This is a genomic window from Pantoea sp. SIMBA_079, from assembly GCF_046940275.1.
In the GTDB taxonomy this organism is placed as follows: Bacteria; Pseudomonadota; Gammaproteobacteria; order Enterobacterales; family Enterobacteriaceae; genus Pantoea; species Pantoea borealis.
The window spans coordinates 1-13,651 of sequence record NZ_JAWRYR010000009.1 but is presented as its reverse complement, the minus strand read 5'-3'; the positions used below and the strand labels follow the sequence as shown (position 1 = coordinate 13,651).

Genomic DNA, 13,651 nt, shown 5'->3' with positions numbered 1-13,651 from the left:
AGAGAGATGAATTCCAACACCAGGGAATTCCTTACTGATCTTTCAGGATTTGCCTGTCGAACGTCGTCACCGGGACGTTCCGCTTGTCTGCGCAAGCGAACAGACCCATGGAAGGGCGTTTACTGTTTTCACTTCACTAAGAGAAAGGGTTATGACGGAACATCATCCCACTGCACAGCACTCACCTCACCTCACCGCGGCCGATGAACGACTGCAAACTGCCGCTGGCCGGAAAGATTTCTGGCGCGCAACCTTCTCCTGCTGGCTCGGTACGGCGATGGAGTATGCCGACTTTGCCCTGTATGGTCTGGCGGCGGGTATCATCTTTGGCGACATTTTTTTTCCGGAAGCGACACCGGCTATGGCACTGCTCTCCAGTTTTGCTACCTGGTCAGTCGGCTTTATTGCCCGCCCGATAGGCGCACTGCTGTTTGGCTGGATTGGCGATCGCAAAGGGCGCAAAGTCGTGATGATCAGCACGATTATTCTGATGGGCGCCTCTACCACGCTGATTGGCCTGATCCCGTCTTATGCAACGATTGGACTCTGGGCACCCGCCTGTCTGGTGCTGCTACGCTTTACGCAGGGATTAGGAGCAGGGGCGGAGCTCTCTGGCGGCACGGTGATGCTGGGCGAGTATGCACCGGTTGAACGGCGCGGCCTGGTCTCTTCCGTGATTGCGCTGGGATCCAACAGCGGCACGCTGATCGCCTCTCTGGTCTGGCTGGCGGTGATCCAGATGGATAAAGAGAGCCTGCTGGCCTGGGGCTGGCGTATTCCTTTTCTGAGCAGCGTGCTGATCGCCATCGTGGCGCTGTGGATCCGCCGCCATCTGCGCGAAACGCCGGTGTTTGAGCGTCAGCAGGCTGAACTGCAGGCGCAGCGCAGTGAAACGCTGGCTCAGGCACACACTGAAACAGACAGCCGCAGCGTCTGGCAGCGTACGCGGGCGTTCTGGACCATGGTGGGTCTGCGCATTGGTGAGAATGGCCCCTCTTATCTGGCTCAGGGCTTTATTGTCGGTTACGTAGCAAAAGTGCTGATGCTGGATAAATCTGTACCGACCACGGCGGTGTTTATCGCCTCGCTGCTGGGCTTTCTGATTATTCCTTTTGCGGGCTGGCTCTCCGATCGTTTTGGTCGCCGCATTACCTATCGGGGCTTTTGCCTGCTGCTGATGATCTATGCGTGGCCTGCCTTCAGCCTGATGGATAGCCGCGATCCGACGATTATCATTGCGGTTATTGTTGTCGGCATGGCGCTCGCGTCGCTGGGGATATTTGGCGTGCAGGCGGCCTGGGGCGTCGAGATGTTTGGCGTGAAACACCGCTATACCAAGATGGCAGTGGCAAAAGAGCTGGGATCGATTCTTTCTGGCGGCACTGCACCGCTGGTCGCGGCGGCGCTGCTCTCATGGACCGGCCACTGGTGGCCGATCGCCGTTTACTTTAGCGCAATGGCCGCTATCGGATTTCTGACGACGTTTGTCGCACCGGAAACGCGCGGTCGTGACCTTAATCTGCCGGAGGATGCTATCTGACGCGCAGGCGCAGGCAGGACCATTGACATAACGCTGGCCGGTGAATCCGGCCAGCGGCATTTATATTGAGGCTAATTTGGCAAAATCTCCCGGCGGAAATGTAACCCGTACCGATGTCGCCCGCGTCGCCGGTACCTCGGTAGCCGTGGTCAGCTATGTGATCAATAACGGGCCGCGCCCGGTCGCAGAAGCGACCCGTCAGCGGGTGCTGGCTGCCATTAAGCAGACGGGCTACCGGCCTAACGCCGTAGCGCGCGCGCTGGCCTCCGGCACCACCAAAACCTTTGGTCTGATTGTGCCGAACATTGCTAACCCGTTTGTTGCTTCCATGGCGCATGTGCTGCTGCAGGAGTCGCTTAACCACGGCCATATTATGCTGCTGGGCGACGCCGGTGACGATCGTCAGCGTGAGCTGGAGCTGATTCAGGGAATGCTTAACCGTCAGATTGACGGACTGTTTTACAACAGCGTCGATCGTCATCCTTATATTGATGTGATACAGGCCAGCGGTACGCCGCTGCTGATGCTGGATCGCATTGCTCCGCGGCCCGGCGTCAGCGTGCTGAGCATGAACGAGCGGCTGGCAGCCTGCGATGTAACCCGGCATCTGCTGAGTCACGGCTACCAGCAGGTGGGGATGATCAGCGGTCCGCTGGCAATGTTTAACGCCCAGGATCGTATTCAGGGCTGGCGGGATGCGATGCAGGAGCAGGGACTGCCCGTTGATGAAAACCTGATTTTCCCGGCTGACTACTCGCGGCAGGGGGGCTATGACGCGGCGCAGCGCATGATCGCCAGCGGGCGCCTGCCGCGTGCGCTGTTTGCCAGTAATGAAGGACAGGCCATTGGCTGTATTCGTGCGTTTGCCGAGCAGGGGATCCGCGTGCCGCAGGATGTGGCGCTGGTCTGCTTTAACGGTACCACACAGGCCGCGTTTCACGTGCCTTCGCTGACCACGGTGCGGCAGCCGCTGTCTGAGCTGGCGCAGCGCGCTATTGCTATGCTGAAAAACCAGCCGGATGAGGGAGTGATGGCAGAGCTGCCGCACTACATCGAAACCGGTGAATCCTGTGGCTGCCTGCAGCCTTAAATACAATAACGATAAAACATTATGAAACGAGTAATTATTGATTGCGATCCGGGGAATGGCATCGCAGGGGCAAATACCGATGACGGACTGGCTATCGCGCTGGCGCTGGCATCACCTGCATTGTCGCCGGAACTGATCACCACGGTCACCGGTAACACGCCCAGCGCGACGGGTGCCCGTGTGGCAAAAGATTTGCTGAAACGTCTCGGGATGAATATTCCGGTAGTGCAGGGGGCGCTGCAGGCGCTGCGCGAAGATCCGCTGCCGTGGCGGGCGCGTCTGGATAATCTGGCCGACCCGGCGCTGGCTGCGCTGTGGCAGGGCGTACGTCAGCCCGCCGTCATGGCGGCGGACGGCAATGATGCAGCCGGCGTGATGGGGCAGTTAATCTGCGATAATCCGGGAGAGTTTACTCTGGTTGCTATCGGGCCGCTGACGAACGTGGCGCAGGCGCTGCAGCGTTATCCGGAGATGGCTGAAGCGGTAGCAGAGATTGTGATCATGGGCGGCGTATTTGCGCTTGATGATTACATCAAAGATACCAATTTTGGTCTCGATCCGGAGGCGGCTCATCAGGTACTGCACAGCGGCGCCACCATCACGCTGGTGCCGATGGATGCGACTACGCAGACGCTGCTGACCCGCGACGATCTCACGCGCATTACGGCACAGCCGCATCCGCTGACGCAGTTTGTCCGGGAGACGCTGGGACCCTGGATCGACTACTCAATGCGGACCCGGCAGCTGCCTGGCTGCTGGATCCATGATGCGCTGGTAGTAGCCTGGCTGCTGAATCAGCGCGTGGCGGAAGGGGCGGATTATTTCGTGGATATTGAGCTGCGTCCCGGTGCAACGCGCGGCAAGAGCTGGCGTTACCGTCCGCCGCTGCGCCTCGACGTGGGTATTCCGCCAGAGACCGGCGCGCTGGTTCATGTGATCCAGCGTGTTGATAATGCGCTGCTGCTGGATATGCTTGAACAGGCCTTTATCCGTCTGCCACACCGGCTCTGAAATGAGACAGCGAGGGCGCGATAATCTCCGCGCCCTCACAGCACTTCGCAGACGTCGACCCAGGTTGCGTGGGTCAGCTCCGCCATTCTCAGCGGAGAGATCCGGACCGCGCTGCGCACCGAACCTGCGGCGGGCAGCACCTCATCAAAGCTGCGCAGAGAGGTATCGCAGTATACGGTCAGCGGGTTTTCCAGGCCAAAAGGGCAGACCCCGTCTGCCGGATGGCCGGTCCAGTTCACCACTTCATCCACGCTCAGCATGCGCGCTTTAGCGCCCAGTGCGGCTTTCAGTTTGCGGTTGTCCAGACGCGCATCGCCGCGGGTGACAATCAGCACGACCTGCTCTTTTACTTTCAGCGACAGCGTTTTGGCGATTTGTCCTGGTAAGACGCCGTGAACGCGTGCTGCCAGCGCCACGGTGGCCGTGCTTTCAGGCGTTTCAATAATTTCGATATCCGGCGCATGCTCAGCAAAGAACTGCTGTACCGACTCCAGGCTCATGGTGTTCTCCGGTAAAAACTGAACCTGAACGCTGCCATAAGGCGAAAAAAGTGTAAACGAGAGAAAAGGAGAATTTACGGCGTGCGCGTGCTTATTGCGCTTTCAGTGTACAGTTACCGCAGCGATCGACGTCAGGGATCCGGTAGCGCTGGCAGCAGCTGCGCCGCTCCATCGTGCCGTGGCGTACGATCATGGTGCGATAAAGCGGGTTATCGCTGCCGTCCGGCAGCGACGGCGTGAAAAACAGCATCTCTTCCAGCTGGTCGATCAGCGCGGCAGGCAGCTGCGCCCGGAGTTCACCCAGAAACCAGTAGATCAGATATCCCATGTTATTCCAGATAAGGCGCGCGTTAATGTCGCCGTGCTGCGTCATGCCTTCCACGGCGGGCTGCAGGCAGGTCTGGATCAGGCGCGCCATGCGCTGCGGAGCAGAGAGAAAGCGCGCGGGCTCATCCTCCTGCACATCCAGCCAGAAGGCGGCGGGATGCCCGTTTTCGTGAAACTCAGCGCGAATATGTTCAGGCGAGCAGCTCAGCGCACGCGGTTCATGTAGCAGCGCTATCATCAGCGTGGGCACCAGCAGGCCGAAATACCACTGCGCCCAGAGTGACTGCAGCGGCTTCGCCTCCCGTGGCGTATCAGGATGACTGTGATAGAGATAGTCACCGTAGCGCTGCATCAGCCGCTGATAGTGCCCGGGTGTCGACCATTCAGCCAGCGTCAAAGCGCCTTCGGGCGCAGGTTCTCCCAGTCTGACATACGCCTGACGGTCGCTGCACTGCTCACGTATCAGCTCCTGCAGCGCACGTACCAGCGTGCGATCGCGCTGCATGAAGATCGGGGACTGCTCACTGAAGCGGTGCGCCTGACGCGTAATCGTAGCCATGCCAATCCTGAATGATAACGGGAAACGAAAAACAAATGATAATCGTTCCTGATTGAGTGAGCAAGATAGCAGCAGCATAAGATTGCTATAGCGTTATATTCATCACCTCAGTGCGGTTCGCCGATTGCCTGCCGGCGTGCCGGCAGCGTCTCCCAGGCCAGGATGGTATTACGCCCCTGGTTTTTAGCCACATACAGCGCGCGGTCGGCATTGGCGACGGCGCGGTCGAAATCGTGCGCTGCCATTAGAGCAATACCGGTGCTGACGGTAACGTGAGTAGCTACCGCGGTATTGGAGCGATGGGGGATTTCCAGTTCCAGCACCGATTGGCGGATACGCTCGGCGAGTTTCATGGCTATCGACGCATTGACATTCGTCAGCAGTACCAGAAACTCCTCGCCGCCATAGCGGGTGACCACATCGCGCGAGCGTACGGCGTCCCGGATCGCGGCCGAAACCCGTTTCAGCGCCTGGTCGCCCATCGCATGTCCGTAATTGTCGTTATAGGCTTTGAAATGGTCGATATCCAGCAGCAGGATAAAGTGGCTGCCGGCATGGTTCTCCAGAATTGTTTCCAGCCGGTTTTGCAGCCCCCGCCGGTTATAGAGACCGGTCAGCGGGTCGAGCATGCTGAGCGCGCTGAAGCTCTGTTTCTCTTCATACAGCTGGCCGATCAGCTGGCGGGTGAAATGATCAAAACGCCGGCGCATCAGGTGAAGCAGGGAAAAGCCAATTAGCGGCAGCGTGATAGTAAACAGAATGGTCATCAGATGCTGTCCGTTATCCAGCAGCAGGACGGTCAGCACCGGCGGCGTAATATGCAGGCAAAAGGCAGTTAAATAATCGCTCAGAGCAATAGCGCTGATAAAAAAGACGCTAAGTAAACTGATAATTAAATAGCTGCTCTCAAACGCAGAGATCAGATGATATTTCTGATCAATATGCCATGCCCATAGCAGCCCCAGCAGCAGCGCGACCGGCGTTAATACGGAAAAGCGCAGGCCGGGCACGATCAGGCAAAGCAGCAGCAGCGTTGTACTGAAACCGGCGACCAGCACCGCGGGCAGAGTAAATACCGGTATCTGAACGTTCAGGCAGGGCAGCAGACAAAAGAGTGAAACGGCGATATTAAGAAATAAAAACAGCATCAGTGAAAGCCGATATTTGCTGTGTTTCAGGTCATCGTAAGCGTTTAATTTCATTGTTATTACCCGTGACAGCCCTGAAATATCAAAGCGCTACCCGGCAGAGTGAATTCTGCTATACGGATAGTCAGCACGTTTCATGTTGTTATCAGGTGTGTTATCGGCGGCAATTTAGCATTTTCCAGTATTTCTGTCATGCAGTGAAAAATTCGCTGCAGAATGAGAATGATTGTCATATGATAATGGTAATTTTTATCATTAAGGAGCGTGATGATGATTGCAGCAATGCTGGCAGCCTGTGGCTTATGGGGCGTGAGCTGGGTAATGGGTAAGCGCCTGGATAGCGGCTGGGGGATATTGCTGCCCTGTACCGCGATGCCGCTGTTTGCGCTATGGGAACCCGGGTATGCGCAGTGGCGGGCAATTATGATCGTTATGCTTCTGCTGACGCTGGTCATGCTGTTTCATCAGCGACTGCGGCACTACATATTGCTGCCATCCTGCATAGCACTGGCTGGCGGCATTACGGCTGCGTCAGTGAATTTTTATCCGGGTTAACCGCGGGCAGAAACAGCAACATCACGCAGCGCGTGATAAGCAAAAGAATGTGATTCAGGGAATTAACTGCCGGGGGAGAGGTGACAACAGTGGTGCGAAGAGAGGGACTTGAACCCTCACGTCCGTAAGAACACTAACACCTGAAGCTAGCGCGTCTACCAATTCCGCCACCTTCGCATCGTGTTGTCTGTTTATATCACCGCATGGTGCGAAGAGAGGGACTTGAACCCTCACGTCCGTAAGAACACTAACACCTGAAGCTAGCGCGTCTACCAATTCCGCCACCTTCGCGCAGTGCACGCGATATAAACTCTGTGATTATTGGTGCGAAGAGAGGGACTTGAACCCTCACGTCCGTTAGGACACTAACACCTGAAGCTAGCGCGTCTACCAATTCCGCCACCTTCGCATACCTGGCAACACTTTACAGTATTGCTAACCACGGAGGCGCATTCTAGAGGTTTTACGCAATGCGTCAACAGATATTTTACGGCGATAAACCGACTGCTGGAAAAAGCAACGCTTTATCGCCGTATCAGGCGCTTAGCGTCCGCGCGCGCCACGGCCATATACCGCACGATAAACCTTAAAGCGACCGGTTTGCGCCAGCACTTCATGGCTGCCGAAGGTCTCATCAAGTATCTGCGGATAAGGCAGGAAAGCATTCGCCACAATACGCAGTTCGCCGCCGCTGTTGAGATGCTTCACCGCGCCGCGAATAAGGCTGTGTGCCGCATCAAGGCTGGTCTGCATGCCGTCATGGAACGGCGGGTTGGAGATAATCAGATCGAAGCGTCCGGTCACGTCGCTAAAAACGTTGCTGGCAAACACGTCGCCTTCCAGCCCGTTTGCTGCCAGCGTGGCTTTGCTCGCCTCAATGGCAGCAGCGTGCACATCACACAGCCACAAACGCACCTTCGGCGAGTGCTGCGCCAGCGCGGTCGCTAAGACACCGCTGCCGCATCCGAGATCCAGCACTTTTCCTTTGGTATGCGGCGTCAGCGTCGACAGCAGCAGATCGCTGCCAATATCCAGACCATCGCGGCTGAATACGCCTGGCAGCGTATGGATCGTCATCCCATCCAGCAGGTAGGTGTTGCCAAACTGGCTGGCATCAAACTCAGGCTGCTGCGTCAGCTGACCATGATAGAGGCCGCAGCGACGCGCGCTGTCAATTTTCTCCAGCGTCACCCACTGCTCCAGCATGCCTTCGGCGCTGCGCACACCGCTGCGGTTTTCGCCCACTACAAAGATATCGCTGCCCACAGGCAGCAACGCGAGCAGATTTTGCAGCTGGAACTGCGCTTCCGGCTTATTTTTTGGCCAGAAGTAAATCAGGGTGGTGCAGTCTGTCACATCAGCCGCACTGGCCACGAGGCTGTATACGGCGCGATCGCCCAGCCGGTGGCTCAGATTCTGCCAGTGATGATACTGCTGGGTATGAACGCGGCTGAGCGCGGTTTCCAGCTGGGCGGGCAGGTCATCCTGCAGGTCACCCGCAAACAGCACGTGGCGGGTGGTAAATTCATCACTGTGGCGCAGAATAACTTCACTGGCCGGGGTAAAAGCAGACATGGAACGCTCCTGTTAAATCAGAGCGGGGATTATAGTGCTTTGTTGGCGCATGTTCGACGGGTTTGCTAGCATAGCGCGCATTACTTACGGCATAGCGGAAAACAGCATGAGTACAAGACGCGACTGGCTTCTGCAGCAGATGGGGATCACGCAGTATCAGCTGCGGCGTCCGCGCGTGCTGCAAGGGGAGATCGCCGTCAGGCTGGCACCCGATACGCGCCTGCTGCTGGTAGCGGAACATCCGCCGGCACTGGATGAGCCTCTGATACGGGACGTGCTGCGGGCGCTGGATATTCCGCCTGCGCAGGTGATGACGCTGACGCCGGAGCAGCTGCCGATGCTGCCAGAGCAGGTAGCCTGTCCCGGCTGGCTGCTGGGCGTGGAGAGCGGGCACAGCTTTAACGGTGTGGTGTTCACCAGCGCCGTCCTTAATGAACTGATTAGCAGCGGCGCAGCCAGGCGCGCGCTGTGGCAACAGATGTGTAACCATGACCACTATCTCGCTCATCACGCCTGACGATCGGCCGCAGCTGCTCGCCATTGAACTCCGGGCGCACGCTTTTCCCTGGAGCGAACAGACCTTCGCCAGCAATCAGGGTGAACGTTTTCTCAATTTCGGGCTGCGCAGTGACGGACGCCTTGCCGGCTTTGCTATTACGCAGGTTGTGCTGGATGAGGCGTCGCTGTTTAACATCGCCGTTGATCCTGACTTTCAGCGTCGCGGATATGCGCGTCAGCTATTACAGAGGCTGATCGGCGAACTGGAGCAGCGTGATGTCCTGACCCTCTGGCTGGAAGTTCGCGCGTCAAACCGCGCGGCGATTGCTCTGTATGAGCAGCTGGATTTTCATCAGGTCAGCGTACGCCCCAATTACTATCCCACCGCAGGCGGACGGGAAGACGCCGTCATTATGGCGCTGACACTTTGACCGCTGATTAAGGAGTACCATGTTAAACGACTGGGACTGCATCCTGTTTGATGCTGATGATACGCTATTTCATTTTGACGCCTTTGCCGGGCTGCAGCGCATGTTTACCCGCTACGATGTGCAGTTCAGCGATCGCGATTACGCCGATTATCAGGCGATCAATAAGCCTTTGTGGGTGGATTACCAGAACGGCACCATCACTGCCGCACAGCTGCAGACGCAGCGCTTTACGCTCTGGGGAGAGAAACTCAGCGTAGAGCCGGACATCTTAAACAGCGATTTCCTTAATGCCATGGCAGAAATCTGCCTGCCGCTGGAAGGCGCGCCTGAACTGCTGAAGAGCCTTAAAGGCCACGTCAAAATGGCGATTGTTACCAACGGCTTTACGGCCCTGCAGCAGGCGCGACTGGAACGCACGGGCTTTCACGATATGTTCGATGCGCTGGTGATTTCAGAGCAGGTTGGCGTGCCCAAGCCGGACGCGAAGATCTTTGCCCACACGCTGGCCTTGCTCGGCAATCCGGCGCCGCAGCGCGTACTGATGGTCGGTGATACGCCCGAGTCTGATATTCTCGGGGGGATGAATGCGGGTCTGAAGACCTGCTGGATCGATCACGGCACGCGCCCGTTGCCTGCGGATATTACCCCTGATTTCCAGGTCAACAATCTCGCCCAGCTTCAGGCCATTCTTACCGCTTAGCAGAGCGAAAGCGTGTAAAAAACAGCAAGCCAGGCAGAAACAGCGGCCTGGCGTTGTCAGGCCTGTAAAATAAAAGCGGTATCGGGCCAGGCCGGCACTTATTTTTTCTTTTCTTCTGTGTCGATCGTTTCTGCTGACCCTTCCTCTTTATCCTCTTTCACCTCGCGGCTGGCAGTGAGCAGGAAGGGCGACTGCTGCCAGCGGGTGCGGCGGTCGCGCAGCAGGGTGCGGGTCAGGATAATGCCAATCGCCAGCGCCAGCAGCATCATCAGGCGCAGAATATTGGTGGTGTTGTCTACCTGACGGGATTCGGTGACCAGCACGTGCGTATCCAGCGTCACGCGTAAGAAACCCTGCGGCCCCTCTTTGCCTTCCAGCGGCTGCACAATCTGATGATTGAAGTAGCTGCCGGCACGTTTGCCATCCAGCGCCAGACGGTCGCGTACGTTAATGGTTTCGCCGCTGTGTGCCACCAGACTGCCATCATCGGCATAGACAGAGGCATCAAGGATGCGGCTGTTATCCGTCATCTGATCGAGTATGGCGGCAATCTGCGTACGGTTGTCATCGCTGTTATCCATCAGGGGCTTCAGGCTGAACGCCACCTGCCGGGTGAGGGTATGAGCCAGCTCTTCAACCTGCTCAGAGCGCGCCATCTGATGACCCAGGCTGAACCATGAGGCGCCCTGCATCAGCACCACCAGCAACGCCAGAGAGATAAGAACAATCACCGTGCGATGCAGGCGAAATTTCAGTGCAGTTTTAACCATCAGAAACCCATGTGACATAGCAGCAGAAAGGCTGGCAATTATGTTGCCAGAACCCGCGCAGACAAGGTAGCCTCTTGCGTGGTTTTGTTGTCCCTACAGGAGCTGTAATGCCAAATCGTCTTACCTGGTGCGATCTGCCCGCCGATGTCTCACTCTGGCCGGGTTTACCCCTCTCCCTGAGCGGTGATGAAGTTATGCCGCTGGACTACCGTGCCGGCCGCACAGGCTGGCTGCTGTATGGGCGCGGACTCGATAAACAGCAGCTGACCGATTACCAGCATCAGCTGGGCGCTGCCATGGTGATTGTCAGCGCGTGGAACGTTGACGAGTACCAGGTGATCCGGCTGGCTGGCTCGCTGACGCCGCGTGCCACCCGGCTGGCGCATGATGCCGGATTCGACGTGGCACCGCTGGGTAAAATCCCGCACCTTAAAACGCCGGGGCTGCTGGTGATGGATATGGACTCAACGGCGATCCAGATCGAATGCATTGATGAGATCGCCAGACTGGCGGGCTGTGGTGAGCAGGTGGCTGAGGTCACCGAACGGGCGATGCGTGGCGAACTCGACTTCAAAGCCAGCCTGCGTGAGCGCGTGGCGCAGCTGGCTGGCGCCGATGCGGCTATCCTTAAACAGGTGCGCGACGCACTGCCGCTGATGCCAGGGCTGACCACGCTGGTACATAAGCTGCAGGCGCTGGGCTGGCAGGTCGCGATTGCATCCGGCGGTTTTACCTTTTATGCGGATCACCTGCGTCAGACCTTGCATCTGGCCGCTGCCGTCGCCAATGAGCTGGAGATGCGCGACGGTAAGCTTACCGGCGAAGTCATTGGACAGATTGTCGATGCACAATATAAAGCGGATACCCTGCATCAGCTGGCGCAGCGTTTTGACATCGCGCCGCAGCAGACGGTAGCGATTGGCGACGGCGCCAACGATCTGCCGATGATTAAACGCGCGGCGCTGGGTATCGCCTATCATGCTAAACCAAAAGTGAATGAGCAGACGGAAGTCACTATCCGTCACGCTGACCTGATGGGGGTGTTCTGCATCCTGACCGGCAGCCTGATTCATGAAGAGCGTTAACTGAGGAACTGATTTGGCCAAAGCGGCAAAACGCGCCTTCGTATGCAACGAATGTGGCGCAGACTATCCGCGCTGGCAGGGGCAATGCAGCGCCTGCCACGCCTGGAATACCATTACCGAGGTGCGTATTGCTGCCTCGCCTGCCGCTGCGCGCAATGAGCGCCTGAGCGGCTATGCAGGTAACGCCGGCAGCAGCCGGGTGCAGAAGCTCTCGGAGATCAGCCTTGAGGCGCTGCCGCGCTTCACCACCACGTTTAAAGAGTTTGACCGCGTCCTGGGCGGCGGAGTGGTACCGGGCAGCGCTATCCTGATTGGCGGCAGCCCCGGTGCCGGTAAATCGACGCTGCTGCTGCAGGTGATGTGCAAGCTGGCAGAGAGCATGAAGACGCTCTACGTCACCGGCGAGGAGTCGCTGCAGCAGGTGGCGATGCGCGCGCACCGGCTGGGACTGCCCACGGACAACCTGAATATGCTGTCCGAAACCAGTATTGAGCAGATCTGCCTGATTGCTGAGCAGGAAGAGCCGAAGCTGATGGTTATCGACTCTATCCAGGTGATGCACATGGCGGATATTCAGTCTTCACCCGGCAGCGTGGCGCAGGTGCGGGAAACCGCCGCCTATCTGACGCGCTTTGCCAAAACGCGCGGCGTGGCGATTATCATGGTTGGCCACGTGACCAAAGATGGTTCGCTGGCGGGTCCGAAAGTGCTCGAGCACTGTATCGACTGCTCGGTACTGCTGGATGGCGACGCCGACTCGCGCTTTCGCACGCTGCGCAGCCATAAAAACCGCTTTGGCGCGGTGAATGAGCTGGGCGTCTTTGCCATGACGGAGCAGGGGATGCGCGAGGTCAGCAATCCCTCGGCTATCTTCCTGTCACGCGGCGATGAGATCACTTCAGGCAGTTCGGTGATGGTGGTCTGGGAAGGCACCCGGCCGCTGCTGGTTGAGATCCAGGCGCTGGTGGATCACTCGATGATGGGCAATCCGCGCCGTGTTGCGGTGGGTCTGGAGCAGAACCGTCTGGCGATTTTACTGGCGGTACTGCACCGTCACGGCGGCCTGCAGATGGCAGATCAGGATGTGTTTGTTAACGTGGTAGGTGGCGTCAAAGTCACGGAAACCAGCGCCGATCTGGCGCTGCTGCTGGCGCTGGTCTCCAGTCTGCGCGATCGCCCTCTGCCGCAGGATGTGGTGATCTTTGGTGAAGTCGGGCTGGCGGGCGAGATCCGGCCGGTACCGAGTGGTCAGGAGCGCATCTCTGAAGCCGCGAAGCACGGCTTTAAGCGCGCCATTGTGCCGGCCGGCAACGCGCCGAAGAAAACGATTGATGGCATGAAGGTTTACAGCGCGAAGAAGCTGGCGGATGCGCTGGCCATTCTGGATGAGCTGTAATATCGCCAGAGCGGCATGAATGCCACCCTGGCGATATGTAGGGGGCGCATTAATGCGCCCCTGGTTCAGACGATGCACGCAACCAGGGCGGCATTAATGCCGCCCCTACGTTTAAGGATGCGCATAATTTTGCAGAGGCGGCATAAATGCCGCCCCCGAGATATGTAGGGGGCGCATTAATGCGCCCCTGGTTCAGACGATGCACGCAACCAGGGCGGCATAAATGCCGCCCCTGCGTTTGAGGATGCGCATAACTTTCCAGGGCGGCATAAATGCCGCCCCCCGAGATATGTAGGGGGCGCATTAATGCGCCCCTGGTTCAGACGATGCACGCAACCAGGGCGGCATGAATGCCGCCCCTGCGTTTGAGGATGCGCATAATTTTCCAGGGCGGCATAAATGCCGCCCCCGAGATATGTAGGGGGCGCATTAATGCGCCCCTGGTTCAGACGATGCACGCAACCAG

14 protein-coding genes and 3 tRNA genes are annotated in these 13,651 nt (G+C 57.9%); 9 read left to right on the top strand and 8 right to left on the bottom strand.

Features of this window, described 5'->3' with window-relative positions; translation table 11 throughout:
- Nucleotides 1-151: 151 nt before the first annotated feature.
- The 3 genes from SB719_RS12775 (at nt 152) to SB719_RS12765 (ending at nt 3,641) form a co-directional block, all read left to right on the top strand.
- Nucleotides 152-1,540 (top strand): MFS transporter, encoded by a 1,389-nt coding sequence (locus SB719_RS12775; protein ID WP_065650203.1) that lies wholly within the window; start codon nt 152-154, stop codon nt 1,538-1,540.
- Nucleotides 1,541-1,616: 76 nt separating this feature from the next.
- Nucleotides 1,617-2,630 carry a LacI family DNA-binding transcriptional regulator gene (locus tag SB719_RS12770; RefSeq protein WP_292975344.1) on the top strand — a complete coding sequence of 338 codons (1,014 nt, stop codon included), beginning with the start codon at nt 1,617-1,619 and terminating at the stop codon, nt 2,628-2,630.
- A 21-nt stretch (nt 2,631-2,651) separates the two neighbouring features.
- Nucleotides 2,652-3,641 carry a nucleoside hydrolase gene (locus SB719_RS12765; protein WP_412159277.1) on the top strand — a complete coding sequence of 330 codons (990 nt, stop codon included), beginning with the start codon at nt 2,652-2,654 and terminating at the stop codon, nt 3,639-3,641.
- A 35-nt stretch (nt 3,642-3,676) separates the two neighbouring features.
- Here the strand turns inward: SB719_RS12765 and SB719_RS12760 are convergent, their stop codons facing one another.
- The 3 genes from SB719_RS12760 to SB719_RS12750 all read right to left on the bottom strand — a co-directional run bounded on the left by SB719_RS12760 (nt 3,677) and on the right by SB719_RS12750 (nt 6,229).
- Nucleotides 3,677-4,141, bottom strand: coding sequence for a YbaK/EbsC family protein (locus tag SB719_RS12760; protein WP_412159276.1), 465 nt, complete (start codon nt 4,139-4,141; stop codon nt 3,677-3,679).
- Between the two features lie 91 nt (nt 4,142-4,232).
- On the bottom strand, nt 4,233-4,973 hold the full coding sequence (gene fhuF, locus SB719_RS12755; RefSeq protein WP_412159298.1) for a siderophore-iron reductase FhuF: 741 nt from the start codon (nt 4,971-4,973) through the stop codon (nt 4,233-4,235).
- A gap of 161 nt (nt 4,974-5,134) precedes the next feature.
- Nucleotides 5,135-6,229, bottom strand: coding sequence for a GGDEF domain-containing protein (locus tag SB719_RS12750; RefSeq protein ID WP_314688881.1), 1,095 nt, complete (start codon nt 6,227-6,229; stop codon nt 5,135-5,137).
- A 216-nt stretch (nt 6,230-6,445) separates the two neighbouring features.
- Between SB719_RS12750 and SB719_RS12745 the strand changes: the two genes are divergently transcribed.
- Complete coding sequence (locus SB719_RS12745; RefSeq protein WP_065650198.1) at nt 6,446-6,730, top strand: DUF1435 domain-containing protein; 285 nt, start codon at nt 6,446-6,448, stop codon at nt 6,728-6,730.
- Nucleotides 6,731-6,820: 90 nt separating this feature from the next.
- On the opposite strand, the gene SB719_RS12740 is transcribed toward SB719_RS12745, so the two are convergent.
- The 4 genes from SB719_RS12740 to rsmC all read right to left on the bottom strand — a co-directional run bounded on the left by SB719_RS12740 (nt 6,821) and on the right by rsmC (nt 8,305).
- A tRNA-Leu gene (locus SB719_RS12740) sits at nt 6,821-6,907 on the bottom strand.
- 27 nt (nt 6,908-6,934) lie between these two features.
- A tRNA-Leu gene (locus SB719_RS12735) sits at nt 6,935-7,021 on the bottom strand.
- Nucleotides 7,022-7,052: 31 nt separating this feature from the next.
- Nucleotides 7,053-7,139: transfer RNA gene (locus SB719_RS12730), tRNA-Leu, on the bottom strand.
- Between the two features lie 134 nt (nt 7,140-7,273).
- Nucleotides 7,274-8,305, bottom strand: coding sequence for a 16S rRNA (guanine(1207)-N(2))-methyltransferase RsmC (gene rsmC / locus SB719_RS12725; protein WP_292975352.1), 1,032 nt, complete (start codon nt 8,303-8,305; stop codon nt 7,274-7,276).
- 106 nt (nt 8,306-8,411) lie between these two features.
- Between rsmC and SB719_RS12720 the strand changes: the two genes are divergently transcribed.
- Genes SB719_RS12720 through yjjG form a run of 3 tightly spaced genes read left to right on the top strand, consistent with a single transcriptional unit; the run spans nt 8,412 to nt 9,934 of the window.
- Nucleotides 8,412-8,822 (top strand): DNA polymerase III subunit psi, encoded by a 411-nt coding sequence (locus SB719_RS12720; protein ID WP_065650196.1) that lies wholly within the window; start codon nt 8,412-8,414, stop codon nt 8,820-8,822.
- Complete coding sequence (gene rimI, locus SB719_RS12715) at nt 8,794-9,234, top strand: ribosomal protein S18-alanine N-acetyltransferase (RefSeq protein ID WP_412159275.1); 441 nt, start codon at nt 8,794-8,796, stop codon at nt 9,232-9,234. The genes SB719_RS12720 and rimI overlap by 29 nt, the downstream gene beginning before the upstream one ends.
- Nucleotides 9,235-9,253: 19 nt before the next feature.
- Complete coding sequence (gene yjjG, locus SB719_RS12710) at nt 9,254-9,934, top strand: pyrimidine 5'-nucleotidase (protein ID WP_065650194.1); 681 nt, start codon at nt 9,254-9,256, stop codon at nt 9,932-9,934.
- Nucleotides 9,935-10,032: 98 nt separating this feature from the next.
- On the opposite strand, the gene SB719_RS12705 is transcribed toward yjjG, so the two are convergent.
- Nucleotides 10,033-10,704 carry a YtjB family periplasmic protein gene (locus SB719_RS12705; RefSeq protein ID WP_065650513.1) on the bottom strand — a complete coding sequence of 224 codons (672 nt, stop codon included), beginning with the start codon at nt 10,702-10,704 and terminating at the stop codon, nt 10,033-10,035.
- A 107-nt stretch (nt 10,705-10,811) separates the two neighbouring features.
- On the opposite strand from SB719_RS12705, the gene serB reads away from it, so the two are divergent.
- Together serB and radA are read left to right on the top strand one after the other, a co-directional pair.
- The gene (gene serB / locus SB719_RS12700; RefSeq protein WP_065650193.1) at nt 10,812-11,789 is read left to right on the top strand and encodes a phosphoserine phosphatase; all 978 of its coding nucleotides are present in this window, start codon (nt 10,812-10,814) and stop codon (nt 11,787-11,789) included.
- A 13-nt stretch (nt 11,790-11,802) separates the two neighbouring features.
- Nucleotides 11,803-13,185: a DNA repair protein RadA gene (radA, locus tag SB719_RS12695; protein WP_304233385.1), complete on the top strand. Its 1,383-nt coding sequence runs from the start codon at nt 11,803-11,805 to the stop codon at nt 13,183-13,185.
- The last annotated feature ends 466 nt before the right edge of the window (nt 13,186-13,651 follow it).

Bases quoted from the DNA above. Each gene is read 5' to 3' on its own strand.
- yjjG (WP_065650194.1), top strand. From the start codon at position 9,254: ATGTTAAACGACTGGGACTGCATCCTGTTTGATGCTGATGATACGCTA.
- fhuF (WP_412159298.1), bottom strand. From the start codon at position 4,973: ATGCAGCGCGATCGCACGCTGGTACGTGCGCTGCAGGAGCTGATACGT.
- SB719_RS12760 (WP_412159276.1), bottom strand. From the start codon at position 4,141: ATGAGCCTGGAGTCGGTACAGCAGTTCTTTGCTGAGCATGCGCCGGAT.
- serB (WP_065650193.1), top strand. From the start codon at position 10,812: ATGCCAAATCGTCTTACCTGGTGCGATCTGCCCGCCGATGTCTCACTC.
- SB719_RS12750 (WP_314688881.1), bottom strand. From the start codon at position 6,229: ATGAAATTAAACGCTTACGATGACCTGAAACACAGCAAATATCGGCTT.
- SB719_RS12720 (WP_065650196.1), top strand. From the start codon at position 8,412: ATGAGTACAAGACGCGACTGGCTTCTGCAGCAGATGGGGATCACGCAG.
- SB719_RS12705 (WP_065650513.1), bottom strand. From the start codon at position 10,704: ATGGTTAAAACTGCACTGAAATTTCGCCTGCATCGCACGGTGATTGTT.
- rsmC (WP_292975352.1), bottom strand. From the start codon at position 8,305: ATGTCTGCTTTTACCCCGGCCAGTGAAGTTATTCTGCGCCACAGTGAT.
- SB719_RS12765 (WP_412159277.1), top strand. From the start codon at position 2,652: ATGAAACGAGTAATTATTGATTGCGATCCGGGGAATGGCATCGCAGGG.
- rimI (WP_412159275.1), top strand. From the start codon at position 8,794: ATGACCACTATCTCGCTCATCACGCCTGACGATCGGCCGCAGCTGCTC.
- SB719_RS12745 (WP_065650198.1), top strand. From the start codon at position 6,446: ATGATTGCAGCAATGCTGGCAGCCTGTGGCTTATGGGGCGTGAGCTGG.
- SB719_RS12775 (WP_065650203.1), top strand. From the start codon at position 152: ATGACGGAACATCATCCCACTGCACAGCACTCACCTCACCTCACCGCG.